The organism is Deinococcus aquaticus, assembly GCF_028622095.1.
GTDB classification, from domain to species: Bacteria; Deinococcota; Deinococci; order Deinococcales; family Deinococcaceae; genus Deinococcus; species Deinococcus aquaticus.
Genome location: NZ_CP115165.1, coordinates 216362 through 242085, shown reverse-complemented (window position 1 = coordinate 242085; position 25724 = coordinate 216362). Strand labels below are relative to the sequence as shown.

Annotated in this window: 23 protein-coding genes and 1 tRNA gene; 12 read left to right on the top strand and 12 right to left on the bottom strand. The window is 63.8% G+C overall.

Going from position 1 to position 25724, the window contains the following annotated elements; all coding sequences use genetic code 11:
* Positions 1–31 precede the first annotated feature (31 nt).
* The 5 genes from M8445_RS01185 to M8445_RS01165 form a co-directional block, all read right to left on the bottom strand.
* Entirely contained in the window at positions 32–1051 is a 1020-nt protein-coding gene (locus M8445_RS01185) for an aspartate-semialdehyde dehydrogenase (RefSeq protein WP_273989099.1), read from the bottom strand.
* A 187-nt stretch (positions 1052–1238) separates the two neighbouring features.
* Positions 1239–1763: a hypothetical protein gene (locus M8445_RS01180; RefSeq protein ID WP_273989098.1), complete on the bottom strand. Its 525-nt coding sequence runs from the start codon at positions 1761–1763 to the stop codon at positions 1239–1241.
* Between the two features lie 36 nt (positions 1764–1799).
* Positions 1800–2099, bottom strand: coding sequence for a hypothetical protein (locus M8445_RS01175; RefSeq protein ID WP_273989096.1), 300 nt, complete (start codon positions 2097–2099; stop codon positions 1800–1802).
* A 312-nt stretch (positions 2100–2411) separates the two neighbouring features.
* Positions 2412–3011 (bottom strand): glycerol-3-phosphate 1-O-acyltransferase PlsY, encoded by a 600-nt coding sequence (gene plsY, locus M8445_RS01170; RefSeq protein ID WP_273989095.1) that lies wholly within the window; start codon positions 3009–3011, stop codon positions 2412–2414.
* A gap of 492 nt (positions 3012–3503) precedes the next feature.
* The gene (locus M8445_RS01165) at positions 3504–5306 is read right to left on the bottom strand and encodes an AAA family ATPase (RefSeq protein WP_273989092.1); all 1803 of its coding nucleotides are present in this window, start codon (positions 5304–5306) and stop codon (positions 3504–3506) included.
* An 89-nt stretch (positions 5307–5395) separates the two neighbouring features.
* Between M8445_RS01165 and M8445_RS01160 the strand changes: the two genes are divergently transcribed.
* A complete protein-coding gene (locus M8445_RS01160; RefSeq protein ID WP_273989091.1) occupies positions 5396–6094 on the top strand; it encodes a recombinase family protein in 699 nt (232 codons plus the stop codon).
* Between the two features lie 497 nt (positions 6095–6591).
* Positions 6592–8079, top strand: a complete 1488-nt coding sequence (locus M8445_RS01155) for a hypothetical protein (protein WP_273989090.1) — start codon at positions 6592–6594, stop codon at positions 8077–8079.
* A gap of 361 nt (positions 8080–8440) precedes the next feature.
* Here M8445_RS01155 and M8445_RS01150 read toward each other — a convergent pair whose 3' ends face one another.
* Positions 8441–9325: a tyrosine-type recombinase/integrase gene (locus M8445_RS01150; protein WP_273989088.1), complete on the bottom strand. Its 885-nt coding sequence runs from the start codon at positions 9323–9325 to the stop codon at positions 8441–8443.
* Positions 9326–9496: 171 nt separating this feature from the next.
* Between M8445_RS01150 and M8445_RS01145 the strand changes: the two genes are divergently transcribed.
* From M8445_RS01145 to M8445_RS01135, 3 genes are all read left to right on the top strand, one after another.
* Positions 9497–9586: transfer RNA gene (locus M8445_RS01145), tRNA-Ser, on the top strand.
* Between the two features lie 106 nt (positions 9587–9692).
* Entirely contained in the window at positions 9693–10532 is an 840-nt protein-coding gene (locus tag M8445_RS01140) for an IS5 family transposase (RefSeq protein WP_273989086.1), read from the top strand.
* 204 nt (positions 10533–10736) lie between these two features.
* Positions 10737–12038, top strand: coding sequence for a hypothetical protein (locus M8445_RS01135; protein ID WP_273989085.1), 1302 nt, complete (start codon positions 10737–10739; stop codon positions 12036–12038).
* 98 nt (positions 12039–12136) lie between these two features.
* Here the strand turns inward: M8445_RS01135 and M8445_RS01130 are convergent, their stop codons facing one another.
* Together M8445_RS01130 and M8445_RS01125 are read right to left on the bottom strand one after the other, a co-directional pair.
* Entirely contained in the window at positions 12137–13318 is a 1182-nt protein-coding gene (locus M8445_RS01130; RefSeq protein ID WP_273989083.1) for an MFS transporter, read from the bottom strand.
* A 48-nt stretch (positions 13319–13366) separates the two neighbouring features.
* A complete protein-coding gene (locus tag M8445_RS01125; protein ID WP_078300392.1) occupies positions 13367–13792 on the bottom strand; it encodes a cobalamin B12-binding domain-containing protein in 426 nt (141 codons plus the stop codon).
* Between the two features lie 213 nt (positions 13793–14005).
* Between M8445_RS01125 and M8445_RS01120 the strand changes: the two genes are divergently transcribed.
* Complete coding sequence (locus M8445_RS01120) at positions 14006–15241, top strand: META domain-containing protein (RefSeq protein WP_273989082.1); 1236 nt, start codon at positions 14006–14008, stop codon at positions 15239–15241.
* A gap of 71 nt (positions 15242–15312) precedes the next feature.
* On the opposite strand, the gene M8445_RS01115 is transcribed toward M8445_RS01120, so the two are convergent.
* Complete coding sequence (locus M8445_RS01115; protein ID WP_273989081.1) at positions 15313–15666, bottom strand: DUF1304 domain-containing protein; 354 nt, start codon at positions 15664–15666, stop codon at positions 15313–15315.
* Entirely contained in the window at positions 15663–17084 is a 1422-nt protein-coding gene (gene gltX, locus M8445_RS01110; protein ID WP_273989080.1) for a glutamate--tRNA ligase, read from the bottom strand. The genes M8445_RS01115 and gltX overlap by 4 nt, the downstream gene beginning before the upstream one ends.
* Positions 17085–17175: 91 nt before the next feature.
* On the opposite strand from gltX, the gene M8445_RS01105 reads away from it, so the two are divergent.
* From M8445_RS01105 to M8445_RS01090, 4 genes are all read left to right on the top strand, one after another.
* Entirely contained in the window at positions 17176–17766 is a 591-nt protein-coding gene (locus M8445_RS01105; protein ID WP_273989079.1) for a flavin reductase family protein, read from the top strand.
* Positions 17767–17820: 54 nt separating this feature from the next.
* Positions 17821–18291, top strand: coding sequence for a hypothetical protein (locus M8445_RS01100; RefSeq protein WP_273989078.1), 471 nt, complete (start codon positions 17821–17823; stop codon positions 18289–18291).
* A complete protein-coding gene (locus tag M8445_RS01095) occupies positions 18228–18479 on the top strand; it encodes a hypothetical protein (protein WP_273989076.1) in 252 nt (83 codons plus the stop codon). Before M8445_RS01100 ends, M8445_RS01095 begins: the two co-directional genes overlap by 64 nt.
* Positions 18480–18896: 417 nt before the next feature.
* Entirely contained in the window at positions 18897–20117 is a 1221-nt protein-coding gene (locus tag M8445_RS01090; RefSeq protein WP_273989073.1) for an MFS transporter, read from the top strand.
* 31 nt (positions 20118–20148) lie between these two features.
* Here M8445_RS01090 and mutL read toward each other — a convergent pair whose 3' ends face one another.
* Positions 20149–21792, bottom strand: a complete 1644-nt coding sequence (gene mutL, locus M8445_RS01085; RefSeq protein ID WP_273990957.1) for a DNA mismatch repair endonuclease MutL — start codon at positions 21790–21792, stop codon at positions 20149–20151.
* 45 nt (positions 21793–21837) lie between these two features.
* Positions 21838–24396: a DNA mismatch repair protein MutS gene (gene mutS, locus M8445_RS01080; RefSeq protein ID WP_273989072.1), complete on the bottom strand. Its 2559-nt coding sequence runs from the start codon at positions 24394–24396 to the stop codon at positions 21838–21840.
* Positions 24397–24866: 470 nt separating this feature from the next.
* Between mutS and M8445_RS01075 the strand changes: the two genes are divergently transcribed.
* Both M8445_RS01075 and M8445_RS01070 read left to right on the top strand, forming a co-directional pair.
* The gene (locus M8445_RS01075; protein WP_273989071.1) at positions 24867–25208 is read left to right on the top strand and encodes a 4a-hydroxytetrahydrobiopterin dehydratase; all 342 of its coding nucleotides are present in this window, start codon (positions 24867–24869) and stop codon (positions 25206–25208) included.
* Positions 25205–25693 carry an acyl-CoA thioesterase gene (locus tag M8445_RS01070; RefSeq protein WP_273989068.1) on the top strand — a complete coding sequence of 163 codons (489 nt, stop codon included), beginning with the start codon at positions 25205–25207 and terminating at the stop codon, positions 25691–25693. Before M8445_RS01075 ends, M8445_RS01070 begins: the two co-directional genes overlap by 4 nt.
* Positions 25694–25724: the final 31 nt, after the last annotated feature.

Below are 25724 nucleotides of genomic sequence, written 5' to 3'. Positions count from 1 at the left end.
GGTCGAGGAGCAACCTGGCCCCAGTGCCCCCTTACGCCCGCTGCTTGGCTTTCAGCGCGCCTTTCTGCTGAAGGTACTCGGCGATCTGTACGGCGTTCAGGGCCGCGCCTTTCAGGAGCTGGTCGCCCGCCACGAACAGGTCGATGCCGCCGTCGAACACCAGCGATTCGCGGATGCGGCCCACCTCGACGTCGTACTTGCCGCTGGCGGTCAGGGGCATGGGGTACAGCTTGCCTTCCGGGTTGTCGCGCACCTCGACCCCGGCGGCCCCGGCCAGGAGTTCGCGCACGGCCTCAGGCGTGGCGGGGCGTTCGAGTTCCAGCGTGATGGCCTCGCTGTGGGTGCGCAGGGTGGGGATGCGCACGGCGGTGCAACTGATCTTCAGGCTGTCGTCCCCGATGATCTTGCGGGTCTCCCAGGCCACCTTCATCTCTTCCTTGGTGTACCCGTTGTCCTGGAAGGAATCGATGTGCGGAATCACGTTGAAGGGGATCGGGTGCGCGAACACGCTGGCCTGCGCAGAAACACCGTTCAGTTCGGCGCGAGTCTGCTCCAGCAGTTCCTCCATGCCCTTGGCCCCGGCGCCGCTGGTGGCCTGATACGTGCTGACGATCATGCGTTTCACACCGTACGCGCGGTGAATGGGCGCCACGGCGACCACGGCGATGGCAGTCGTGCAGTTCGGGTTGGCGATGATGCCCTTGTGGCCCAGGGCCGCGTCCCCGTTCACCTCGGGCACGACCAGCGGCACGTCAACGTCGTAGCGGAAGGCGCTGGAGTTGTCGATCACGACCGCGCCGCCCTCCACCCACCTGGGCGCCAGCGCCTTGCTGATGCTGCCGCCCGCCGACGCCAGGATCACGTCCGCGTCGATCGCTCCTTCCGGCGTGACCTGCACCGTCAGGGATTGGCCCTTGAAGGTCAGTTGCGTGCCCGCGCTGCGCGGACTGGCAAACAGCAGCAACTCGTCGAATTGCAGGCTGCTGCCCTCCAGCACCTTGAGAAGTTCGTGCCCCACCGCTCCGGTCGCCCCGACAATCGCTACGCGCATGCTCGTCTCCTTCCCACAAAAAAACCGCCCGGCGTGTCTCGCGGGGCGGCTGCCATCAAGACACCGCCCTCACGGGGTAATGGTGGTCATGACGGCGTTCATGCCTCCCAGCGTAGGCGCTGCCCCTCCGGGGGTCAAGGCTGCCTGCCTAGCGTGAAGGGACTGTGGGGAATAGACGTAAGGGGGATCAGACGCGCCCAGGGGCGTCGCCCACTCCCTGGTGGATGCAGGACCCGGCGGTGGGGACGGTCAGGGTGATGGTCGTCTGATAGGTGAACGAGTTCATGTCGAGCGCCCCGTTCCGCCGGACGGTCAGCGTGCCGAACGTCCGGGGTTCGAGGCTCTGGGTGGCGAGCCAGCCCGTCAGGTCGCGGACCTGGGGGCCGCTCAGGTTCAGGCAGGTGCGTCCGGCGCGGCCCAGGAACTCCTGCATCAGACTCAGTTGCGTCCCGCTGAGGGCGTGCCTGGGCACCATGATCTTCAGGTCGCGGATGGGCTGTTTCGGCGCGGCGCTCGTGGTGAACGCGAAGAGGAAGTCCGGTTCGGTCAGGCTGCGCAGGATGAAGCCGTCGTGTCCGGTCTTCCGGATCACCGTGCCGGTCACGGCAATCTGCGCCAGCGTGGTCGGCGCGGCACTACTCGGGGCGGGAACGGTCTGCGCCTCGGCGGCAGTGAGAGTTAGCAGGGCAGCCAGAAGCAGATGGCGGAGCATACCTCACGGTACGCGGCAGGACGGACCGGAGTTGCCCTACTTGCGGCGGCGCAGGAAACTCAGCCACCCGGCGCGTTCGGGTTGCCGGGCCGGGGCGAAGTCCTCCATCTTGATCTCCGCTTCCGGGTGCGGCGCGGCCTCCCAGCCGTACTCGGTGGCGATCAGGCCCCCGAACCGCCCGGCGGCGTACAGCGCGTGCGTCCGCTCCTGCTCGGCGGTCATGGCGCGTGGGTCGGCCAGCGCCTGCAGCATCGCCTGGAGGCTCTCATCGTCGCACTGCCACGCGCCCTGCGCGAACACCGCTTCCTTACCGTAAACGCGAATCCTGGCCGACATGCACACCCCGCTGAAAATGCCCTGTCCCAACATCCTGTTTCAATGCACGGCCCCGATGCTCGTTCTGCCGACCACGGGGCCGTGCGTCAATTGTCGTGACTGGCCCCCAGCATAGCGCAGCCGCCCCCCACCCAGGAATGGACCGGTAGTGGGTGAGGCGGGTGGGGGGCGGGCTTCATCCGGGCCGCCGTCCGGTTCGTTCACAACTCGCAGGGGGCCGTGTGGCCAACTCCACTCCCGGAACCTGCCTCTGCTTCTACTGGCAGCCGCCCGGATTGAACGGCGTTACAGGCCATTCAACCAGAGGCTGTCTCAGGTCTGCACCTTCTCGCCGAAGCGGCGTTCGTTCCCGGCGTGCAGTTTGCGGATGTTCTCGCGGTGCTGCCACACGATCAGGGCGACCAGGGCGGTCACGGTCAGCGACAGCCACAGCGGCGCGCCCAGCAGGTACGCCGTGAACGCGCCCGTCAGCGCGCCCAGGATGCTGCCCGCCGACACAAAGCGCGTGAGCCACACGGTCGTGATGCCCATCAGGAAGAAGCCCAGGCCCGCCACGGGCAGCAGCGCGCAGATCGTTCCGAAGGTGGTCGCCACGCCCTTGCCACCCTTGAAGTTCAGGAACGGACTGAAGTTATGCCCGATCACGGCCGCCACGCCGCACGCCGCCTGCATCGGGGCGTCCAGGCCCAGGGCGCGCGCCAGCCAGATTGCCAGCGCGCCCTTCAGGATGTCGAAGATCGCCACGACCGTCGCCGGTCCCTTGCCCAGGGTGCGCAGGACGTTCGTGGAACCGCTGTTGCCACTTCCGACCTTCAGGATGTCCACGCCCCGCGTGCGGGCCACCCAGGCCGCCGCCGGAATCGCTCCGACCACATAAGAAATCAGCACCGCCAGCACGGCAAGAAAGGTCACAGTTGCATTCTAGGGCATCCGCGCGCCGCGCATCCGTCCGGACCGGACAGCACACGGGTCGGCCCCCAGATTTGATTTTCCAGCCCTGACCCGCTAATCTGCTGTGCGCTGGAACGGTGCCCGAGTGGTTGAAGGGGCACGCCTGGAAAGCAGGTATAGGTGCAAGCTTATCGAGGGTTCGCGCCAGGACACAATTTTCTGATTACCCGTATGCACGCCTAACAGGGCGTGCATTTATTCTATTAGGCCATCGTGTTAATCAATTCTTAACATTGATATATCTTATTGAAAACGGCGTAAGCACGAGTCGGTGAAGTGACTATTGGCCGTGCGGCAGAGGACTACCGAATGACCAAGCGTGACCTTACGCTGATGCGGACTTATGCCGTTATCAATAGATTCTGACCGAGATTTGGAAAGCTTGTGGGTACACAATTGCAAAGATAGGGAATAAGATAGCTTATGATTCGTCTTTTTGTCTTGAATACCACACTATGACAAAACATCTCGGAATAATTGCATAACTTCCACTGGAATTAAGCCTGGATAGTCTCTTAAAAGTCGTAATATGCTAGCATGTAATCTTTGATTGTATCCTCCTATTTGCGGAACGGATTTTCGTATTTTCCCCTCTAAATCATGTCCCTGTTGGAGCATATATCTTGAATCAATATCTAAAACCGTCCCATCTCTATATTTGTATTCGGTGTTGCCTAGCGCGGGTGAGCCTAATATGCCTTTAGTCCATTGCGATGTGTATTTATGCTTTAATTCATCACTACTGATAAACTCTGATAGTGATACGTCCGATATTGCCGTATCGATAAAAGTAGGAGAAATGCCGTTTATTATACAGAATGCGACCATAATCAGCGGGTCGAACAGGATGTTCTCGATAGAGTATCGACTTCCTTCTGCTAGCACATGAAGTCTTCCGTTGGAGACATTTTCTGTGTCCCAATCAATTATTCCATGAAATATTTTTTCGTCTGGTAAATTATTTAATAAATGCTGTACTAAATGGCAGTTGCCTCCTTCTCCATGAGATGAGGGAATAAATATTGGCTTATAAAGATATGCAGTATCTTTTGATACTATGTTGTATAAATGGCTATAAATGTTAACATCGTTGTGGCTTTCTACAAACACATATGCATTATCTCTGCTCAGAACGTCAATATGCACAATCCCTGACATCAAATTGGATAGTGCGACGGATTTGCTAACAACTTCCGGCATTCCATTTTTTACTAGAATCGCCTCTTTTGAGTTTGAAAGTGAAATTGTGATTGGTGAATGGGTTGAAATTAGTATTTTGAATTTGTGCTTATTTATAAATTCATTGTTTAGCAGTTGAAGTAATACTTGTGAATACTCTGGATGTAGGTGTGCGTCAGGCTCATCAAACATCAATATTAACGGTTGTATGTCGGAGGGACTATATTGCGTATCATTGGCGATAATGGAGCCAATATTCAATAGAGTTTTCTCGCCAGAACTTAGAAACTCAGCTCCGACGATATTGTTATTGTTTGTATTGATGAATCTAATATTAAATGATTCTGGACTATACCTTTGTTCGTCTGGCGTGATGGGAATCGACGCCCCCAGCGACCTCATCTTATTGTTAAAAATATAATTTGTATAATCTTGGCCACCATAAACTCGATAATCTAATTTTAGAAGATAAAGTATTGAGTTTATGAGTTCCTCTACGTTAAATATTGATTCAGGTGGATTTGCCGAATGGCCTCTATCGCGTACCATGGCAGTAATTTCCGCATTTGCTTTTGCCTCGTAATAGTTTTTAAGAGCCTTGGATATCGAGTTATTGTATTTTTTTACTTTTATGTTGCTAATCAATTGATAGAACTGCGACAAGTCTCCTCTTTCTAGTGCTGTTGTAATATCATCGCTAAATTCTTCGGACCGCAGCCCCACTGTACTGAGCAATATTTCATCAACATTCTCTTTATTGAATCGATAATTCAAAATCATATCTTGAAAAGCGGGATTATTAATAGGGGTGTAATCTTTATATTCATGGTGATGTGATTGGTGAATCGAATAGGGCTGATATGCCATAAATGCTTGGGTTTCGAATTTCAATATCCGACTGGGTGGTATAATTTTGTTATCTAGAGTGCATCTTATTTTTCCGCTGGCAATACCATCAATAATTTGGCTTTTTCCTGAGCCGTTTAATCCTGTTAAGAAAATCAAGTCAGCATCAAGTTTAATAGTAAATTGTTTTAAATATCCTTCTGGTGAATCTAGATAAAATTCTATTGGCATGTTGTCAATATATCCTGGGTGATGCTGGACGTACGGCTATTTTCCATAACAGCTGAAATAGGAGCATTTCTAAGCTGTTACAGTGAGGCATGGAAAAAGCCGTGGCGTACTTCCGAGTCTCGACGCAGAAGCAGGGTTACTCCGGGCTTGGCCTGGAAGCTCAGGAGCACTCGGTTACCCAATACGCTCAGAGCCGTGGACTCGACATCGTGGCGAGATACACCGAGCTTGAGTCTGGAACTGGGAAGCGTCGCCGCACGGAGATTTACCGCGCCATCGCTCAGGCTAAAGCGGAGGGTGCCGTGCTCCTCATTGCCAAGCTCGACCGTCTGAGCCGCAACCTGCACTTCGTCACCGGGCTCCTGGAATCGCAGGTTGACTTCATCGCCGTAGATATTCCAGAAGCGAACAGGCTCACCATCCAACTGATGGCGGTTCTTGCGGAGCACGAAGCCAGAGCGACCAGCGCCCGGACGAAAGAGGCGTTGGCCGCTGCCAAGCGGAGAGGGGTGCGTCTGGGCAGCCCTCAGCCGATGACGGAAGAGGTTCGCGCCTTGGGACGAGCGACGCAGCAGGAAGCCGCTCGTGACGCGTACACCAATGTGTCGGATTACATCGCCCTGATGCGCGACAAAGAAATGAGCCTCCGGGCCATTGCCCGGAAGCTGACGGAGAGTGGGTTTAAGACCAGAACAGGCAAAGAATGGAATGCCGTTCAGGTGTCGCGTGTCTTAAGCCGCGCACACGCTACGTTGCCAGAAGTGAATGCCACTATTCACTATCACTAGTGTTCTTGTCTGCGAGCGAATCTTCCTCAAGTGACTGTTGATAATTCGGATATCCGGGGTAAAGGTGGGCTTCGGAGGGTGAAGCAATCACCGTGTAGGTTTTCCAGTCAACGACACTGCCTTTGCTTTCCTCTTCATGCAATCCAATAATTATATCCTTTAATCTTCCCATCTCTGCACCTCGATGGGATGATACTCCTATTTTTCTTTAAGCGCAACCCCCCTTTGATTTAAAATATGCTATAAGCATTATATTGAAAGATGAAATCAACACACTATAAAGCTGTTTCAGTTTATGTCGATGATGCTTGCGGTTCTGCTGTTGATTTTCATGCGAGGGCATATCCCAAAAGAGCAGATAAGTAATGCAAAAGCAGTGAATATTCAGTTGATTTTTCAATCTAGCGGCGAGGGATTTTGATACACTGTAAATATCAATAAACTTGACTGACTGCTCATGGCTCACTATAATATTCTTCCCTATACTCACCTATGGGATGAATACTCCTATGAACCTGAATGAATTATCTGAATATCCATATGTACTCCCCCTTGATGAAAGCAATTATCTTTATAGCTTCCAATCTAGCTTAAGAAGCTTTGATATAGGTGTTTCTCGTTCGTTTCGTAATATAATTTCTGTAAAATATCCAAATCTCTGTCAAAATCAACAGCATCTTCGTCTTTTTGCATACCTACTATTTACGTCTTTTCTTGATGCTGACACTCATTATCCCATCGTATCGCGTGAAGTTCTTGCCTCTCTAAGAGACGAGTTTAAGCTGGTTCAACAGGGAAAATTCAGAGTTGCAAAGATACTCGATGATTTTCAAGAATTTACGAGCATTAGGCTGAATGTAGTTCCCTATAAGCATTCCCATGGCAGAGCCACGCAGGCCCGACTTGAACTTGATGCCGAATTGCAGCAGCAATATCAACAAGAATTAGAGTGCGATAAACAAGAAATCTATCTCGTTTCGGGTAAACCATGTTCCATTAGACAAAAGCAGCATGACAAAAAGCTTGCTTTAGCAGCGGCAAGGGCTAAAAACCCTGACCGGAGTAGGGTAAATATTGGCGTACTGGATTACCTAAACTCTATTAAGTCAAATGTGTATCGCCAATTCCAGAGGAACATAAAAACTGCTCGGGTATACGTCATTAACGAGTACAGTGGACCTAAACAAGAACAGCAGTTGAGAATTCTTCGCCATCTGAATACGTTCTTCCACCCCCATTATCAACAGGTTGAGAACACCGAACGGCTCTACACCGTCGGAGCTTCTGTAAGCCAGCTCTCGTCCCCGGTTCGGAAGTTGATTTTTCAGGGGTGCCGAACCTACGACCTCAGCAACGCTCACCTTGCCATCACAGCTACGCTCTGGGGCTTGCACGACCTCCGTCGCCTGCTGAAAGAGCAGAAGACCATCTGGCCGTACCTCCTTAACCTGTTGGAGCTCAACGAGCAGCAGAAGCCAGCACTGAAACGAGTGATATACGCAACAGTGTATGGGATGCCTGAATCGTCATTGAAAGGGCTCATCACTCGGAGCTTAGGCCGGGATGTCACTGAAAGATTTATGGAAAGCGAGTTCGGTCAGACCTTGCTTACATCCCGCGACTATCGAATGAATCAAAAGCGAGAGCTGGGGTATGTGGAAGATGCCTATGGACGAAAATATTATGTAGACCCGAATCATGTTGAGAAGAGCATTCGCACTCTGCTCTCGCGTGAAATATCTTCCTATGAGTTTAAAATCATGTCATCGATTATTCGCGTGCTGGACGGCAATAAGAAGGCTCAGTGTGTATTGTGGCTTCATGATGGAGTCACTATTCGGTATTCCGATAGGAGTCAAATGGAGAGATGGGAACGAAAAATCATTGCCGAAGTCAACGCTGCGGCGGATGAATTGGGTGTCGAATCAAGATTGGAATGGGAGGATAAAGGTAGTAATCCGGCTTGTTATACATTAGATGCATAATGTTGATTTTGAAAGCCAAATCGCCAAGCGCAAAAAATGCTGTCTAGGATGGCGAAATTTGGCAAACTGGGAAAAAATTTTCCAAAAAAGAGGAAAAAATTTTCCAAAATCGGAGCGCACTAAACAGGCATTTTCTGTTGTCTCAGACGGCGCGGAGGGTTGATGTATAATCGGCCCATAGAAGATAATATATAGAAATGATGTTAATACTCCGCATGGCGGAGTGATTTGAATTACTATTTCCTGTAAGCCCCGTGAAACAGCCTGCGATAAGCAGGCTGGGGGAAGAGGCGTAATTGGGTTAGGAGGGGGGTCTACGGGGTTCTCAGAGGCGTAGAGGGCTATTGTTCGAGTCTCTTGACTACCGCAGTGCTTGCATGGGACTTGCGCGGCGGTGAACGTCCTGAATATCGTCAGTTCCCATAGCTGCGTAGCGGTTGGTCATGGTTAGCGTAGAATGTCCCATAATCCTCTGTAGAGTAAAAACATCCCCGCCATTACGCAGATAATTGACGGCAAAGCCTCTTCTAAAGGTATGTGGGCTATATCGCTTTGTGCCTGCTCTTCGGCAAAGTCTCTCAAGCAGTTTGTAAATACTGATGTTGGAATACTGACTTATTTCGTCAACTAGGAAAATTTCTGGAAGAGCGCTATCTGGACGCTCGTTTCGGATATAGTTATTCAAAAGTTTAAAAGTTGGTCTGGAAATTGGTACAACTCTATCTTTTCCGCCTTTAGCCTCTCTGATGAAAAGGCACTGGCTAGGGAGAAGGTCTTTAAGCTGAAGTTTGTGTAGTTCTGAAACTCGTATGCCCGTATCGTAAAGAACTGCCAAAAGTGCTTGATACTTAAGCGGAGTGTCGCTGGCATGGGCTGCATTCATCATCTTGCGCATGTCCTGCGGTGGAACGGCATCCAGAATTTTTTGTGATAGCCGGGGCATAGGCACACGGTCCATAGGAGACTGCGCGAAGTAACCCTCCTGCGTAGCCCAGCGAAGGAATGAACGCACAACACGCAGGCGAGCGTGAGCGCCCCCTGGCGAAAGTTCTCGCATACAGTGAGCCGCGAACGCCCTCACGATGGGGGTGCGAAGGTCATCCACGGTGTTGACATCGTGTTGATTCACAAACGCGATGAACTGACGCAGCGCTGTCCGGTAAGCCTTGAGCGTATTGATGGCATGACCCCTGGCGGTGCAGTCGAACTCATACTCCTGTGTGATGGTCTCAAGTGAGATGGACATGGAACTCCCGGCACGCCCCGTAAACACGACTACATCGATTATTTGAATTTGATGAGTCGGGGTGCATCAGGTGAGAAAATGCGACTCAGTCGGCTCTCCTGCGATTTTGCCGTCCATATCGCTGCTTTCCAGTTGCATTTCCTGTAATCCTCCGCTACTCTGCTGTGCGCTGGAACGGTGTCCGAGTGGTTGAAGGAGCACGCCTGGAAAGCGTGTGTACGGGCAACCGTACCGAGAGTTCGAATCTCTCCCGTTCCGCCAGCCAGAAACAGAGCGTCGCAGTCGGCCCCAGGCCTGCTCGGCGCTCTTTTCATTGAACTCTCCTTGCATTAGACCTCCTGCGAAAGTCCCCAGCTACGCTGCGTGAGTGAGCCACGACCGTCTGGAACGCCTCCGACAGCTAAACCGCACACGCTTCAAACGGCACACCGGGATCTACCCCGAAACCTTCGCCGAGATGGAAATCGTCCTGGACCAGCGAGAACGCTCCAAGAAAAAGTCCGGTCGACCTCCCGCCCTCAACGCGAGTGAACAGCTCCTCCTCACCCTTGAATTCTGGCGTGAATACCGCACTTTCGCTCACCTCGGCCATGACTGGAACATTCACGAAACCACCGTGCAGCGCACGGTGGAGCGCGTCGAAACCGCCCTGATCCAGAGCGGAGAGTTCCGACTTCCTGGCCGCAAGAGCCTCAAACAGGAAGAGAACGTCTTCCAGATCATCGCCGTAGATGCCGCTGAAACCCCGTGTGAACGACCGACCAGCCAACAACGCCGCTGGTACAGCGGCAAGAAGAAACGGCACACCCTCAAAACGCAGGTCGTGATCGACGTGTCCACACGCATGATCCTGTGCGTTGCCACCGCCTTCGGGTCCATGCATGACCTCACCCTGTTTCGGCAGTCAGGCGTCCAGATCCATCCAGAAACGGCGCTGATCGGGGATGCCGGCTACCAGGGCATTCGGCAGCATCACGGTCACTCGGTGACACCGCACAAAGCGACAAAGAAAGCGCCGCTGACCCCTGAACAGCGTCAACAGAACCGGGAACTGGCGTCGACCCGCCTGCGGGTCGAGCATGTCATCCGGTGTCTGAAGATTTTCCGCGTGCTGAAGGACATTTACCGTCACCGGAGGCGGCGCTTCTCTTTACGCGTCAATCTCATTGCAGCGGTGTGCAACCGCAGCGTTGCCGGTGTGGCGTGACTTTCGCAGGAGGTCTATTGCCTGCACTGCTGCCCCCCACGCTGGGGGGTTTTTCATTCGCCGGAATTGTTGAACTGCGAGGACTGTTTTCAGGCCAGCGGGGTGACGTATGGTGCCGCTTGCACCTACAACTTCAGTTTCCGGCCGGCGCGCCGTTGCCCGGCCCTGCCCGCCGCGTCCCGCTCTGCCCGGAGGAAGTCCCGTATGCCCAGATCGTTCCTGTCGTCCACCCGTCGTGTGGCCCTGTCCGCCGCCATCGTCCTGAGCGCTGTGCTGAGTGCCTGTTCGTCTGCCCCGCAGCCGCAGGGAGCGGCCACCGCTGGCCTCCCGGCGGGGTTCAGTGAGGCGCAGACGGCCCTGCTGGCCGAGGGAAGCGGCCGGGGCGGTGCCCTGAGCGCCCAGGCGGCCGCGTGCCCCACGGCGCTGGCCCTGCCGTTCGGTCAGAGCGGCCTGGATACCGGCGTGTACTGGTACGCCAGGGGCGAGAGCGGCAGCCCCGGCGGGGTGGGCTGCAAGGCCCGCGCGGACGGCGCGGCGATCAGCGGCTACTACGACCCGGCAAAGCCCGTGATGCTGTTCGTGCACGGCTGGCAGGACGGCAGCACGGTGGCGGGCGTGCGCGACAACTTCTACTTCAGTGACGGCAAACTGAACGTCGCGGACGCCTGGATTAACGCCGGGTGGAATGTGGCGCTGTTCCACTGGACGCAACTGGCGGACGACGAGGGCACCGTGAGCGTCCCGTACCACTCGCAGGCGAAGATCTGGACGGCCGGGTACTCGTACCGCGACACGCTGGGCCGCACGCAGAACATCGGCATGCGCTACCGCACCCCGACCGGCGCGTACTCGGTGACGGGCGCCCCCACCGTCAGTGCCGGGCAGCTGTTCTACAACGCCTACCGCAGTGCCCTGAGCCAGTGGACGTACAGCGGCGCCGAGGGCGTGCGCGTCATGGGGCACTCGCTGGGCGCGCAGATGGCCCTCGCTATGACTGAGAAAGCCTACGCCGACGCTGGCCTGAGCGCCGCGAAACGCCCCAGGCGCGTGATCCTGGCCGACCCGTTCTGGTCGCCCGCCACCGCCGACTATGGTCACTCGTACGCGTTCCTGAGCCCCGACACGAACCCCGCCGCCCGCAGCGCCCGTATCGCGCAGGCGCTGAAAAGCAGCGGCGTGGCCGTCGAGTGGATCAAATCCAGCCGCCTGCTCGATCTGGGCGGCGACAACAACCTGAACATGGCGAAGTCCGTCAGCCGCACCGAGGTCTTCCCGGACTACGTGTTCGACCTGAACCCCGCCAGCGGACTGGCCCGCAAGCACGGCGTCGCGCCCCGCTGGTACCTCTGGAGCCGCTCGTTCGCCGCGAACGGGGCCGTCAGCGCCGCGAACACCCAGTCGGTCGCCGTGACCCGCATGAACAGCGGTGTCCGCTACGATCAGAGCAGTGGCAAGAGCAGCGCCACACCCGGCGACGATACCTTCGTCAGCGCCCCCAACCCCTGACCACTCCAGAAACGTGACCAGTGGGGAAGAGGGAGTTGACCCTCGCCCCCTGCGGGAGAGGGTGCCCCGAAGGGGCGGGTGAGGGGGCCGGGCACGGGTCAGGCAGCCCGGACCCGCCACGCGCTGATCAGCGGCAGCAGCGCCAGGACGGCGCAGGCCCCGGCCAGCACGGGGAAGCCGGCGCGGGCGATGATCACGCCGCCCAGCGCGGTGCCCACGCCCGCCGCGACGTACCCCAGGCCGTCCGTGACGCCCTGTGCGGCCGGGAAGCGGGTCAGGGACTTGCTGCCCGCCACGAACGCGAGGTTCCAGCTGAGGCCCAGCAGGAACATGCTGACGGCCAGCCACGCCGCGCCGCTCAGGGGGGCGCTCAGGGCGGCGGCGGCCAGCAGCAGCGCGCCGCTGACGTACCCGAAACGCAGGCCCAGCCGGTCGATCAGGGGTCCGGTCAGCCAGCCGAAGCCGAACATGCCCAGGATGTGCCCGCTGATCAGCGCGGCGACTGCGCCGTGATCCATGCCCATGTGGTGCGCCCGCAGCGGCGTGAGGCTCATCAGGGTGACCATCAGGCCCTGCGCGGTTGCCAGGGCCAGCGCGGTGCTGCGCACGCCGGGAATGGCGAAGGCCTCCCGGACCGTCAGTTTCGCGGGTGCGGCCGTGGTCTGGGCGGGTAGCGCGGCCGGTGCGGCGGGGCGCCACAGGCGGATCAGCAGGGCCGCCGCGCCCAGCAGCACGCCGCCGACCAGCCATCCGGCGACTTCCGGGGTGCTGCCCAGCGCCGCGCCGAGGGTCTCGATGGGCCGGGACGCGCCGGTCATCAGGAACGACCCGAGCACGCTCATGAGCATCAGTGCGCCCAGCGCCGTGCCGCGCCGGTCGTCGGGGACGCTCTCGGCGGCGGCGTAGCGGGCCTGCTGGTAGCCGCCCTGCGCCGCGCCCATCAGGCACGCGCCCAGCAGGAATACCGGCAGCAGCGCAAAGCGGGCGCCCACGAAGCCCACGCCGGCCCCGAGTGCGCCCAGCGTGAACGCGGCGCTCAGGCCGGTGCGGCGGCCCCGGCGGAGCATCAGCGCCCCGAACGCCCCGGCGGACAGCGCCGCCGACGTGCTGATCAGGGTGCTGGGCAGGCCCACCAGCGTCTCGAAGTGCAGGCCGCTCATGATCAGGCTGGCCAGCACGGTGCTGACGGTGGTCGCGCCGGTCGCCAGTGCCTGCGCGGAGTACAGCGGGGCCAACTGCCCCACGTTCAGGGCGGGGCGGGGCAGCGCGGCGTCACTCATGCCGGCATGATGACAGCCCCGCGCCGCAGACGCCTCGCTCCGGTGGGATCACGCCTCGCCCTGCGCCTGCCAGCGGGCCTGCACCGCGCCGCGCAGGTACGTGGCGGCGTCCTCGGTACTGGCACCGGGCGTGAACACGCGCCCCACGCCCAGTTCCGCCAGGGTGGGCAGGTCCTGATCCGGGATGATGCCGCCCCCGAACACGATGATGTCCTGCGCGTCCTGTTCGCGCAGCAGGGTCATGACCTCCCGGAAGTAGTGCATGTGCGCGCCGGACAGGACGCTCAGGCCGATGGCGTCCACGTCCTCCTGCACGGCGGCGTTCACGATCATCTCGGCGGTCTGGCGCAGGCCGGTGTAGATGACCTCCATGCCCGCGTCACGCAGCGCGCGCGCCACGACCTTCGCGCCACGGTCGTGGCCGTCCATGCCGGGTTTGGCGATCAGTACTCTAATTCGGCGGTCCTGTGTCATGTCGTTCCTCCTGCCCGTCCCGGCTGACCGGGCGGCGCACACTTGAATTCAGAGGGGCCGGAGGGCGGTTCGCGCCGCACCTCCCGGACCCTAACGGGCGTTTGGTTGCTATTCTACGCACCGCCGCGCCCAACTGTCCCGCCCTGCCGTCCTGACCGCCCATCGTGAGTGGCCGTCACGCGCCCATCAGGAACGCGGTGTACAACCCTTCTCATGAGTGCCCTGCTGACCCTGACCCTGGCCGCGCTGACCTCCCTGCCCGCCCCCACCCCGGCCGCCCCTGCACTGGCCACCCCCACCCTGGGCGGCACCACCTGGACCCTCCAGACCGTGCAGCCTGCCGGGAGCGCGCCCATCACGCCCGGCGCGCGCCTGACGCGCCCCACCCTGACCCTGACCGGTAGCGGCGCGGACCTGACGCTGGGCGGCAGCACTGGCTGCAGCCCCCTAAGCGGCGCGGCCCGCCTGGGCACCACCGGCCCGCTGAAGACGGCCACGCTGCTGCTGCGCGGCGTGCAGGGCGGCAGCAGCCAGAACTGCCCGGACGCGGCCCTGAGCCTGCGCGAGGATTACCTGACGCTGCTGCGCGCCACCACCCGCTACGACCTGAGCGGCGACACCCTGACCCTGATCGCCGGCAAGGGCCGCCTGACCTTCCGCGCACCGGGAGCCAGCGCCCCGGCACCCATGAACACCGGAGCGAGCATGAACACCAGCCTGAACGGCGCCTGGACCGCCCTGCGCCTGAGTGCCGCGGGCCGCGACGTGCCCACCAGCGGCCTGATGAGCGTGACCTTCGACGGCCCGAAGGTCACGCTGGGTGGATCGGTCGGCTGCAACGCCCTGCGCGGTACCGGCGCGCTGCTGGGCAGCCCGGCCCGCGTGACCTTCGGGCCGGTCAGTTCGACCCGCATGGCCTGCCCGCCCGCCCAGGCGAAGGCGGAAACGGCCCTGCTCAGCCTGCTGCGCGCACCCCTGACCGTCACGCAGGCGGGCAGCACCCTGACCCTGAGCGGCGCGGCCGGCACCCTGACCCTGACGCGCGGCCCCCAGCCCGCCGCGACCCCGACTCCCACGCCCACCGCTCCGGACCTGGCCGCCACGTACACCCTGACCCGCGTGAACGGCGCGCCGGCCCCGGCCACCACCCGGCCCGTCAGCCTGACCTTCCAGGACGGCCGGGTGGGCGGCGTGGACGGCTGCAACAACGTCGGCGCGCCCTACGCCCTGCGCGGCACTGTGTCGGACGGTGCCGTGCTGAGCCTGACCGGCCCGGCCTTCACGACCCGCATGGCCTGCCCGGAAGCCGGCGTGAACCTGATCGGCCTGCTGGACCGCGCGCCCACCATGATCGTGCAGGGCGCCGCAGGGCGGGGACAGACCCTGACCCTGACGGTGCCCGCCACGGCCGACGCTCCCGCCGAACGCTGGGAATTCCAGGCCCGCTGAAGGCAAGCCTGACGCAGACGGAAGGGCGGCACTCCACATCTGGAAGCGCCGCCCTTCAGGTTGTGCGGCGTTCAGCGGGCCAGCAGGACCGACAGCGCCGCCAGCACGGCTGGGACCGTCTGAATGAACAGGATGCGGCGGTTCGCGGTGGCCGCGCCGTACAGGCCGGCCACGCCCACGCACGCCAGGAAGAACAGCTGAATGGCCGCCGAACCCGTGATCAGGCCCCAGATCAGCCCGGCCGCCAGGAAGCCGTTGTACAGGCCCTGGTTGGCTGCCAGCGCCCGCGTCTGCGCCGCGAATTCCGGGGTGGTGCCGAAGGCCTTCATGGCGCGCGGGGTGGTCCACAGGAACATCTCCAGCACCAGAATGTACACGTGCAGCAGGGCGATCAGGCCCACCAGAATCGCGGCGATCAGGTTCATGAACTCATCTTAACAATGCGGGACACCACACGGTCACGGCCCAGGGTGGCCAGCAGGTCCGGCAGGTCCGGGCTCTCCATGGTGCCTGCTACCGCTGCGCGCACGGGCGGCATGACCTTCCCGAGCTTCAGCCCCCTCTCCTCGGCAAACGCCGCGAAGGCCGCCTTGATGCCTGCCGCGTCGAAGGTCGGCACGTTCTTCAGGGTGGCGGCCAGTTCCGGCAGCAGCTCGCGCGCGCCGTCAATCGCGGCCTGCGCCTTCTCGGTCACCGGGTACTCCTCGGACCAGAAGTACGGGGTTTTCTCCAGGAACTCGCTGAACACCTCGATGCGGGGCGTCATCAGGCGTACCACCGCCCGGAAGTAATCGTCGTGCGGCAACTCGGTCTTCTGCCCGGCCAGGAAGGCGTGCAGGCGGCGGGCCACCTCGTCTGCGCCCAGTACCTCGCGCAGGTACTTGCCGTTGTACCAGCGCAGCTTCGCCTGATCAAACACCGGGCCGCCCAGCGTCACGTCCTGAAGGCGGAACACCCGCCCGAATTCCTCCAGGTCGAACACCTCCAGGCCGTCCGGGTGCGTCCAGCCCATCGTCGCCAGGAAGTTCAGCATCGCCTCGGGCAGGAAGCCCTGCTGCTGGTACCACTCGACGCTCGTGGGGTTCTTGCGCTTGCTGATCTTCGATTTATCCGCGTTGCGCAGCAGAGGCATGTGCGCGAACACCGGCTCATTCCAGCCGAAGGCGCGGTACAGCAGCACGTGAATGGGCGTGCTGGTGATCCACTCCTCGGCCCGGACGACGTGCGTGACGCCCATCAGGTGATCGTCCACGACGTTCGCCAGGTGGTACGTGGGGAACCCGTCGGCCTTCAGGAGCACCTTGTCGTCGATCTCGCGGTTCTGGAAGTGAATCGGGTCGCGCAGCAGGTCGTTCACGACCGTCTCGCCCTCCGCCGGCACGCGCAGGCGGATCACGGCCGCCTCGCCCGCGTCCACCCGCGCCTGCGCCGCCGCCAGGTCCAGGTCACGGCTGGGCACGGCAATCACGTGCCCGGCCGCCTGCGCCGCCTCGCGCAGCGCCGTGAGTTCATCGGACGTCTCGAAGGCGTAATAAGCGTGCCCGCTGGCAACCAGCCCACGCGCGTAATCGCCGTACAGGTCGAAGCGCTCACTCTGACGGTAAGGGCCGTTCGGGCCGCCCTGAAGCGGCGACTCGTCGGGCGTCAGGCCCAGCCACGCCATCATCTGGAAGATGCGCTTCTCGCTGTCCGGCACGTAGCGGTTGCGGTCCGTATCCTCGACGCGCAGGATGAACTTCCCGCCCCCCTGACGGGCCAGGGTGTGGTTGAACAGGCCAATGTACGCGGTGCCCACATGGGGATCACCCGTGGGACTCGGAGCAATGCGGGTCACGACAGACATGCCGCACAGCATACGAGCCTCCGGGGCCTTCCTGCCTTCCCGCCCGTCCCGCGATACCCGCGCGGCACGCCCTGCCCTATGCTGCCAGGGCATGTCCCTGCACCCCGACCAGTCCCCTCACCCCACGGCCCCCGCCACGCGGCTGACGCAGACCACCACCCGCCTCTTCGGGTACTACCCCGGCACGGTCGCGCTGGTCACGGCCGCGCACGCCGGCACGCGCAACGTCATGGCCGCCGGCTGGCACACCGCCCTGAGCGAGACGCCGCCCCTGTACGGCGTCTCGCTGGGCCGCGAGCGCGCCACGTACCCGCTGATCCGGGCGTCCGGCACGTTCGGCGTGAACTTCCTGCCGCTGGACCGCGCGGGCGCCATTCACGGCAGCGGCCTGCACAGCGCCCACGACGGCACCGACAAGCACGCCCTGCTGAACCTGCCCACCCTGAGCGAGCAGCCGCTGGCCCTGAGCGGCGCGTACCTGCACTACACCTGCCGCGTCACGCAGGTCATCCCGGTCGGGGACCACGACCTGATCGTCGGGCACGTGCAGCAGATCCACTTCGACCCGGACGCCTTCGACGCGCGTGGCCTGCTCGCGGCCCCGCCCGCCCTGTACCTGGGCCGCAGCGTGTATGCCACCCTGGGCGCTGACCGGCTGGACGCCCGCCCAGACGGGCTGTAACGAACCTCACACCCGCCGACACCGCCCTGACGCGCCTCCCCGATGGTCGGGGGCGTGAACCGCTCTGCTGTCCCACGTACCACCACCCTACGCCGCGCCCTGCTGACACTGCTGCTGACCGGCGCCGCGCACGCCACCTCGTTCAGCGTGGGCGGCGAGATCCGCAACCCCACCGCGACCCGCCCCCTGGGCAGTGGCGACCTGCGGGTCCTGATGACCAACCTGAGCGGCGGCTGGCTGCTGGGCATGGGCCCCCTGACCGGCACGCGCTTCAACGTCGTGGTGCCCGGCACCTTCCGGCCGCCCGTGCAGCCCCTGGACGTCTGCCCCGGCGTGCGCGTCACGCCCGCCGGAGCGCGTACGTACACCGCCGAGACCCTGCTGGTCTTCAACGCCGCCACGAACACGGTCGCCACGCTCGTGCAGGCCGACGCGCCCACCGACCCCGCCGAGCGCGGCCAGTGGATCTACAGCGACCGCACCGTCACCCTGCGCGGCCGCTGCGCGGCCGCTGCGCGGGCCTGAACACCCACTACGACCTGACGCTCCGCAGCGGCTGGACCGGCGTGACCACCGAGAGCGCCGACGGCCGCTTCGAGATCCGCAACGCCCGCCGCAACCTGCCGTACTGGGTGCAGCCGGTCCTGAGCACCGCCGCCCGCCAGACCTTCCCGGCCCTGTTCAGCGGACAGCGCAACGCCTTCAACCGCTGACAGCAGCGTTCGGGGATGCTGCCGTGATGCGCCCGAGGTCAGCCTGAACCGAGACGACCTCGACTGAACTGAGACGGATTCCGTCTGTCTCGTTAACAACCCGCCAATGCACCCGGTTGCCAACTCCACGCCCGAAATCCGTTTTGCTCCCACTCGCTCCGATTGAATGGTTTTCGAAAACCACTCAATCGGAGTCCGTATGAGACGCCGCCGGACCGCCACGAAACAGAGCGGGTGATCCGTGAACGTTCAGAAGTGGGGCGACGGGGCGTACAATCATTTTATTCATGAAGTTTAAAATCAACGCTCATTTCGGCGATTGTTCCTGTGCGGTACAGGGCAATACCGGGAACAGAAAATGGGATGGCCCGGTGCAGGGCCATCAACCACAGCCGCCCCTCGAGAACGCGTACTGGCGTGGCTAGCCTGTTGCGCGCGAGCGCCGTGATCCAGGCCTACCCTGCCGGCTTCTGGGTGCTGTGGTGGAGCACCCTGGTCAACCGCCTGGGAGAATTCGTCATTCCACTGCTGGGCTTCTACCTCACGTCCAGCGCGCAACTGAACGTGACGCAGATCAGCGTCGTGTTCGCCATGCTCGGCCTGGGGCGCTTCCTGTCCGAAGGTTTCAGTGGCGTGCTGATTGACCGGCGCGGCGCCGTCTTTACCATGACGCTCGCCCTGGCAGGCGGCGCCATGATGACCGTCTTGCTGTCCTACGCCCGGGGATTCACGTGGACGGCTGCGGCCGCCCTGGGCTTTGCTCTGTGCGTCTCTCTGTACCGGCCCGCAGTGGTCACGGCCGTGGCCGAACTGATGCAGGGCCCACGCCGCACCCGCGCGTACAACCTGCTGTACTGGGTGATCAGCGTCGGGGCGGCCGTCGCGCCCGTCCTGGGCGGCTGGCTGGCCGGCTGGTCCTTCCGCCTGCTGTTCTGGCTGGACGCGGCGACCATGTTCACGGCCGCAGCCATTCTGTTCCTGCGTTTCCCCCAGGTGCGCCGTCACGCGGCACCCCCACGCCGCACCTTTCTGCCGCGCGACGCGCTGCTGTGGCAGTTCTGCCTCGCGTCGCTGCTGTTCGGCATGACGTACCAGAGCTACAAGCTGCTGTCCGTGGTGTTCGCCCAGCAGGGTTTCACCGCCCTGCAGTACGGGCAGGTGCTCGCCGTGAACGGCGTCCTGGTCGTGCTGCTGGGCCTGCCGCTGGGTCACCTGATCGCCCGCAGCAACCACCCGCGCTGGCAGGCGCTGGGCGCCCTGCTCCAGGGCCTGGGCTTCTTCGGACACGCCCTAGCGAACACGCTCGGCGAGCACATGCTGGCCGTGGCCGTCTGGTCCCTGGGCGAGATCGTCGCGTACAGCATCACCAAGGCCATCGTCAGCGAACTGGGCCCCGCCGCGCAGCGCGGCACCTACGTCGGACTGGTGGGCAGCATGGCGGGTCTCGCGGCCCTGATCGCCCCACTGCTGGGCGGCGCCCTCCTACAGACGCTGGGGGCAGGCGGCATGTGGGTCGTGATCGCCGGTCTGGCGGCCGGGGCCGGGCTGCTGCTGCTGACCCTGGAAGGCCGCGTGCGGGGCCGCCTGCTACAGCGTCAGCAGGAAGCCCTGGGGTCACCCGCCCTGGCCAGCCGCTAGGACGGGACCCGGCACCCGCAGCATGTCAGGCCTAGCGGGGCGCGGCGTCCCGGCCGCGCGGCACGTCCCGCACGCCGCGCCGCCCGAACGAGTGCGCTAGCTCCCGTTCGCTCAGGCGCAGCACGGTGGGACGCCCGTGCGGGCAGGCCCAGGGGTGCTCGCAGGCCGCCAGGGCGCGCAGGACCGCCTCGCCGCGCGCGTGGTCCAGCATGCCGGCCTTCAGGGCGGGCGCGCAGGCCAGCCGCGCCAGCACGTCCCGGCGCGGGTCCGGGTGGTCTCCCAGCGCCGCTTCCACGATCTGCTCGTGCAGGCGCGGCACGTTCAGCGCCGCCAGCGTGGCTGGCACGGTCCGCAGCCGCGCCAGTCCCGCCCCGAAATCCTCCAGGGTCAGGCCCCAGCCCTGGAGCGTGGCGGCGCGCTCGTGCAGGCGGGCGGTCTGTTCGGGCGTCAGGTGCAGCAGTTCCGGCTCGGGCAGCTCGGCGGGCGGCTCGGCCTCCAGGGTGCGGGTCAGGTGCTCGAACAGTGAGCGCTCGTGTGCGGCGTGTGCGTCCACGATCCACAGGTCACCCTCGCCCTGCGCCAGCAGGTACAGTTCCTGGTACACGCCCAGCAACGTCAGCGCCGGGAAGGACCCGTTCGCGGCCGCCGCGCTCCCGGCCTCCGCTGGCGGGATCAGCGCCGGGGCCGCCCGCGCCAGGGGGTGCGAGGCCAGCGCCGCCGCCACCGCCGCCTGCACGCGCGCCGCCACGCCTGGCAGGTCCGCCAGCGCTACCACCTGCTTGGCCGGATGCACGTTCGGATTGTGATCCTCCGGCGCGACCGTCAGGTCCAGCACGCACAGCGGCGCCGCGCCCGCCGGAAGCAGCTCCGCGAAGCCGTCGATCACGGCCCGCTCCAGTTCCGGCGGGGCCAGCACGGGCCGCCCGTTCACGCTGAAATGCATCCGGTCCCGCCGCGCGCGCGTCAACTCCGGGCGGGACACCACACCCCGCACGCCGTCGGCCACGACGGTCAGCACGCGGTTCGCGCTGAGCGGCCCGTACACGCTCGCCACCGCGCCCCGGTGATCGCTGGGCGCGTGCGAGAGCCGCACCTCACCGTCCACGCTCAGCCGCCAGTGCAGCCCCGGATGATGCAGCATGTACCGGCCCAGCAGCGCCGTCACCTCCCGCACCTCCGCCGCCGCCGGAGCCTGCGTGCGTAGCCGCGCCGGCAGCCCCGCGAACAGACCACGCACCGACACGGTCGTCCCCGCCGGAGCCGACGTGCGCGACACCAGCACCTCATCCCCGCAGGCCCGCACCTCGCATGCCCCCACCTGCGCCGCCGGGCGCGTCACCAGATGCACCTCGCCCGCCTGCGCCGCCGCCCAGAGCGCCTCACCCCGGAACCCCAGCGTCGTCACCGCGTCCACCGACGACGCGTCCGGCGCGAGCTTACTCGTCGCGTGCCGCCGCGCCGCCAGCCCCGCCGAGCCCGCCGGAATGCCCGACCCGTTATCCCGCACCCGCACCAGCCGCAACCCCCCGCCCTCCACGTCCACCTCAAGGCGGGTCGCTCCGGCGTCCAGCGCGTTCTCCACCAGTTCCCGCACCACGTCCAGCGGCCGCGACACCACCTCACCCGCCGCGATCAGACGCGCAACGTGAGCCGGGAGAACGTGAATGTCGGGCAGGGTCACGCGGTCAGGGTAGCGGGTCCGGTGCGCGGCGTTGCTGCCTCAACTCTCGATTGCGACTGCCTGGCCGTTCAGTTCGCGTTGCCAGCGGTGCAGGGTTTCCAGGGCCTGCATGGGGGTCAGGCGGCCGAGGTCCAGCGTGGCGAGTTCGCGGCTCAGGCGGGTGTCGTCGCCCTGCACGCTCAGGGCGCCCAGCAGCCTCGCGGCGCGGGTGGTGACCTGGCCGGGCAGTCCGGCGAGGCGGGCGACTTCCACGCCGTAGCTCTGGCGGGCCGCGCCGGGCACGACCTGATGGTAGAAGGTCAGGCCGCCGCTGCCGGCCGCGCCGTTCTCCAGGTGCACTTCTTCTGCGGCCACGTGCAGGTTGATCAGGCCGGGCAGGTCGGCTTCCAGGCGGGTGAGTTCGAAGTAGTGCGTGGCGAACAGCGTGTGCGCGCCCGCCGCGTGCAGGTGTTCCAGCGCGGCCTGCGCGATGGCGAGGCCGTCGAGGGTGCTGGTGCCGCGCCCGATCTCGTCGAGAATGACGAGGCTGCGGGCGGTGACGCCGTGCAGGATGGCGGCCAGTTCGCTCATCTCGACCATGAACGTCGAGCGGCCCCCGGCGAGGTCGTCGCTGGCGCCGATGCGGGTGTGGATGGCGTCGTAGATGGGCAGTTCGGCGCGGTCGGCGGGCACGAACGATCCGATCTGGTGCAGCAGGGCGCACAGGGCGACGGTGCGCAGGTACGTGCTTTTCCCGGCCATGTTCGGGCCGGTCAGCAGCAGGGTGCGGCGGTCCTCGCCCAGCCGCGCGTCGTTCGGGACGAAGCGGCCGCCCAGGCTGCCTTCCACGACCGGGTGCCGGGCCTGGGTCAGGTGCGTGTGGCCGGTTGTGGTGGCCGGGCGCACCCAGCTGCTCGCGGCGGCCATCTCGGCCAGGGCGGCCAGTACGTCCAGTTCACTCAGGGCCCCGGCGGCCTCGGACAGCGCCTCGGCGTGCGCGGCCAGCGAGTCGCGCAGTTCCGTGAACACCTCCAGTTCCAGGCGTTCGCTGGCGGCGTCCAGGCGGGCGATCTCGCGTTCGCGTTCACGCAGGTCCGGGCGGGTGAAGCGGGCGCGGTCCTTCAGCGTGGCGATCTGGCGGTAGTCAGCCGGGACCTTGCCCAGGTGCGCGCCCGTGACTTCCAGGTAGTAGCCGAACACGCTGTTGAAGCCGACCTTGAGGCTGGGAATGCCGGTGCGGGCGCGTTCGCTGACTTCCAGTTCCGCCAGCCACGCGCGGTGCCCGATGGCCGCGCCGCGCAGTTCGTCCAGTTCGGCGTGGAAGCCGTCGCGGATCAGGCCGCCGTCGCCCGCGCGGATGGGCGGCTCGTCGACCAGTGCGGCGCGGATGCGGGTCACGACGTCCGGCAGGCCCGTCAGGCGCGTGCGGACGCTGCCCAGCAGGCCGCCCTGGGTGTCCAGCAGGGCCGCCGCTTCGGGCAGCAGGTCCAGTGTGCGGGCCAGGGACGCCACCTCGCGCGGCGTGGCCCGGCGGGTCGCCACGCGCGCCGCGAGGCGTTCCAGGTCGTGCGCGCGGTACAGCAGGGACCGGGCCGCGCCGCGCAGGTCCGGCGCGCGGGTCAGGGCTTCCACGCTGTCCAGTCGCGCGCGGATGCTCAGTTCGTCCAGCAGCGGGGCGCGCAGCCACGCCCGCAACCTCCGCCGCCCGCCGGCCGTGCGGGTGTGCCCCAGCGTGTCGGTCAGGGTGCGGCCCTGCGGGGACTGCGCGGTGAACAGTTCCAGCGCCCGCACGGCCGCGTCCGGCAGGCGCATGTGCGCGCCCGGCTCGAAGCGCACCACGCGCCGCACCATGTCCAGCCGCCCCTGCTGCGTCACGCGCGCGTAGCCCAGCACCGCCCCGCAGGCCCGGCGCAGCGCCGCCGACGCCAGTTCCGGCGACACCTCGCCCAGCACGGTCAGCAGTTCGGCGTGCGCGGCGTCCTCGTCGAAGGTGGCGGGCGAGAGCATCACGGGAAAGCGCGCCTGGAAGTCCGCGAGCAGCGCCGCGTTCCCTGACAGTTCCGGGGCCAGCAGCACCTCCCGCGCCCGCCAGCGCGACAGCTCGTCGTACAGCGCCAGGCGCGTGTGGAACGCCGCGCAGCGGAACTCGCCGGTTGACACGTCCAGCAGCGCCAGCGCGTACCCGTCCCCGGTGGCGACCGCCGCGAGGTAATTCTCGTCCGCGCCCAGGTGCCGCTCCTCGGTCACGGTGCCCGGCGTGAGCAGTTGCGTGACCTTGCGGTCCACCAGCCCACTGCCCGGCTCCTCGACCTGATCGGCCACGGCCACGCACACCCCGGCCGCCAGCAGCCGCTCCACGTGACCGTCCAGGGCGCGCAGCGGAATGCCCGCCATGGGCGTACTGAAATCCCGGCTGCTCTTGTGCGTCAGGGCCAGCCCCAGCAGCCGCGCGGCGCGCTCGGCGTCCTCACCGAAAGTCTCGTAGAAATCGCCGACCTGAAACAGCAGCAGGGCGTGCGGTAACTGCGCGGCCACCTCGTCGCGCATCCGCACGTACTGTTCCAGCATGGGCGGGAGTGCTCCCGACCCGGTTCCCTTCAGGACGTTCTGAGCCCGCATCCCGCGCAGCATAGCGGGGGCACGCCGCACCCGACAGCGGCGGCGGCACAAAGGGAGACACAGCAGGGGAGAGGCGGGCGCGGTGCAGCGAAAACGCCCGGAATGACCGGGCGGAAGGGGTGTGTTCGGAGGGCTGTCCGCCGTTACTCGTCGCAGCCGAGGGCGCGCAGCAGATCGAGTTCCGTGAGGGGGCGGCGCGTCATGGCCGGTGCGGCGGGCTGAACGGGACGACGGAGGAAGAGACGGCGCAGCAATGCAGTCATGAGGGCTCCTGAATTCCGGTGAATCTGATGTAAGCCTGACTGTACATGAAGACCTTTTTACTTTGATGTGAAAAAACTCACCGTACGCTGACTTCTGCGATGTTGCGCGGCTACCGGCACCTGCCTACGGCGTTCACTGAAAGGCGCGTACTGAACTGTGTCCCGGTTCGCCTGCCCTGCGGGACGGCGCGGCCTACCATGCAGGGCATGGCTTACGATCCCCGCATGAACTACGACCCCGCCCGCAAACTGACGGACGGGGACGTGCAGGACCTCAAACCCGACGGCTGGTACGGCGACGACGGCAAACTGTTCCGCGAATTCGAGTTCGGTACGTACCAGCAGGGCGTGGACTTCGCCGTGCGGGTCGCCGCGCAGGCCGAGGAACGCGGCCACCACCCGGACCTGCACATCTACTTCCGCAAGGTGCGCGTCAACTTCTTCACGCACGACGCGGGCGGCGTCACCCAGGCCGATATTGACGGCGCGCGGGCTGTGGACACCCTACTGCCCGCCCCGGACACCCAGGCGCAGGCGGACCAGGATTGAAACTCCGCATTCCGGACGCCGACGTCCTGTGGGACACGCTGCCTGACGCGCGCCGTCACGAACTGACACTGCACGTCCACGAGCATGACCTCGACGACCTGAGCCACGTGAACAACACCGTGTACCTCGCGTGGTGCGAGCAGGTGGCCCGAGAGCACGCCCTGCGTCTGGGCATGGGCACGGACGCCCTGAGCGCCCTGGGCGCCGTCCCGGTCGCGCGCCAGCACGTCATCACGTACCACCGGCCCGCCGTGCTGGGCGACGCGGTGCGGGTCCGCACGGCCCTGACCCTGCACGCCGGGGTGCGCAGCGTCCGTGCCTACGCCCTGGACCGCGTGAACCCCGGCGACCCGGGGGGCGGCGTGCGCCTCGCCGAGTGCCAGACCGAGTGGGTGTGGGTGGACCCCGTGACCGGGCGTCCCAAACGTGCGCCGGAAACCGTGAGCGCCCGCTTCGGCTTCAGCGACGCCGTCCTCAGCCGCTGAGCGGGCAGGGGTGTGGGTGGCCGTTCCCCGG

Excerpts from the sequence above, each read along its gene's own strand:
- mutS (WP_273989072.1), bottom strand. The coding sequence starts at position 24,396 with ATGCGGGCTCAGAACGTCCTGAAGGGAACCGGGTCGGGAGCACTCCCG.
- M8445_RS01105 (WP_273989079.1), top strand. The coding sequence starts at position 17,176 with ATGTCCCTGCACCCCGACCAGTCCCCTCACCCCACGGCCCCCGCCACG.
- M8445_RS01155 (WP_273989090.1), top strand. The coding sequence starts at position 6,592 with ATGAATACTCCTATGAACCTGAATGAATTATCTGAATATCCATATGTA.
- M8445_RS01150 (WP_273989088.1), bottom strand. The coding sequence starts at position 9,325 with ATGTCCATCTCACTTGAGACCATCACACAGGAGTATGAGTTCGACTGC.
- M8445_RS01130 (WP_273989083.1), bottom strand. The coding sequence starts at position 13,318 with ATGAGTGACGCCGCGCTGCCCCGCCCCGCCCTGAACGTGGGGCAGTTG.
- gltX (WP_273989080.1), bottom strand. The coding sequence starts at position 17,084 with ATGTCTGTCGTGACCCGCATTGCTCCGAGTCCCACGGGTGATCCCCAT.
- M8445_RS01135 (WP_273989085.1), top strand. The coding sequence starts at position 10,737 with ATGCCCAGATCGTTCCTGTCGTCCACCCGTCGTGTGGCCCTGTCCGCC.
- M8445_RS01160 (WP_273989091.1), top strand. The coding sequence starts at position 5,396 with ATGGAAAAAGCCGTGGCGTACTTCCGAGTCTCGACGCAGAAGCAGGGT.
- M8445_RS01185 (WP_273989099.1), bottom strand. The coding sequence starts at position 1,051 with ATGCGCGTAGCGATTGTCGGGGCGACCGGAGCGGTGGGGCACGAACTT.
- M8445_RS01120 (WP_273989082.1), top strand. The coding sequence starts at position 14,006 with ATGAGTGCCCTGCTGACCCTGACCCTGGCCGCGCTGACCTCCCTGCCC.
- M8445_RS01180 (WP_273989098.1), bottom strand. The coding sequence starts at position 1,763 with ATGCTCCGCCATCTGCTTCTGGCTGCCCTGCTAACTCTCACTGCCGCC.
- M8445_RS01165 (WP_273989092.1), bottom strand. The coding sequence starts at position 5,306 with ATGCCAATAGAATTTTATCTAGATTCACCAGAAGGATATTTAAAACAA.
- M8445_RS01175 (WP_273989096.1), bottom strand. The coding sequence starts at position 2,099 with ATGTCGGCCAGGATTCGCGTTTACGGTAAGGAAGCGGTGTTCGCGCAG.
- M8445_RS01115 (WP_273989081.1), bottom strand. The coding sequence starts at position 15,666 with ATGAACCTGATCGCCGCGATTCTGGTGGGCCTGATCGCCCTGCTGCAC.
- M8445_RS01125 (WP_078300392.1), bottom strand. The coding sequence starts at position 13,792 with ATGACACAGGACCGCCGAATTAGAGTACTGATCGCCAAACCCGGCATG.
- M8445_RS01075 (WP_273989071.1), top strand. The coding sequence starts at position 24,867 with ATGGCTTACGATCCCCGCATGAACTACGACCCCGCCCGCAAACTGACG.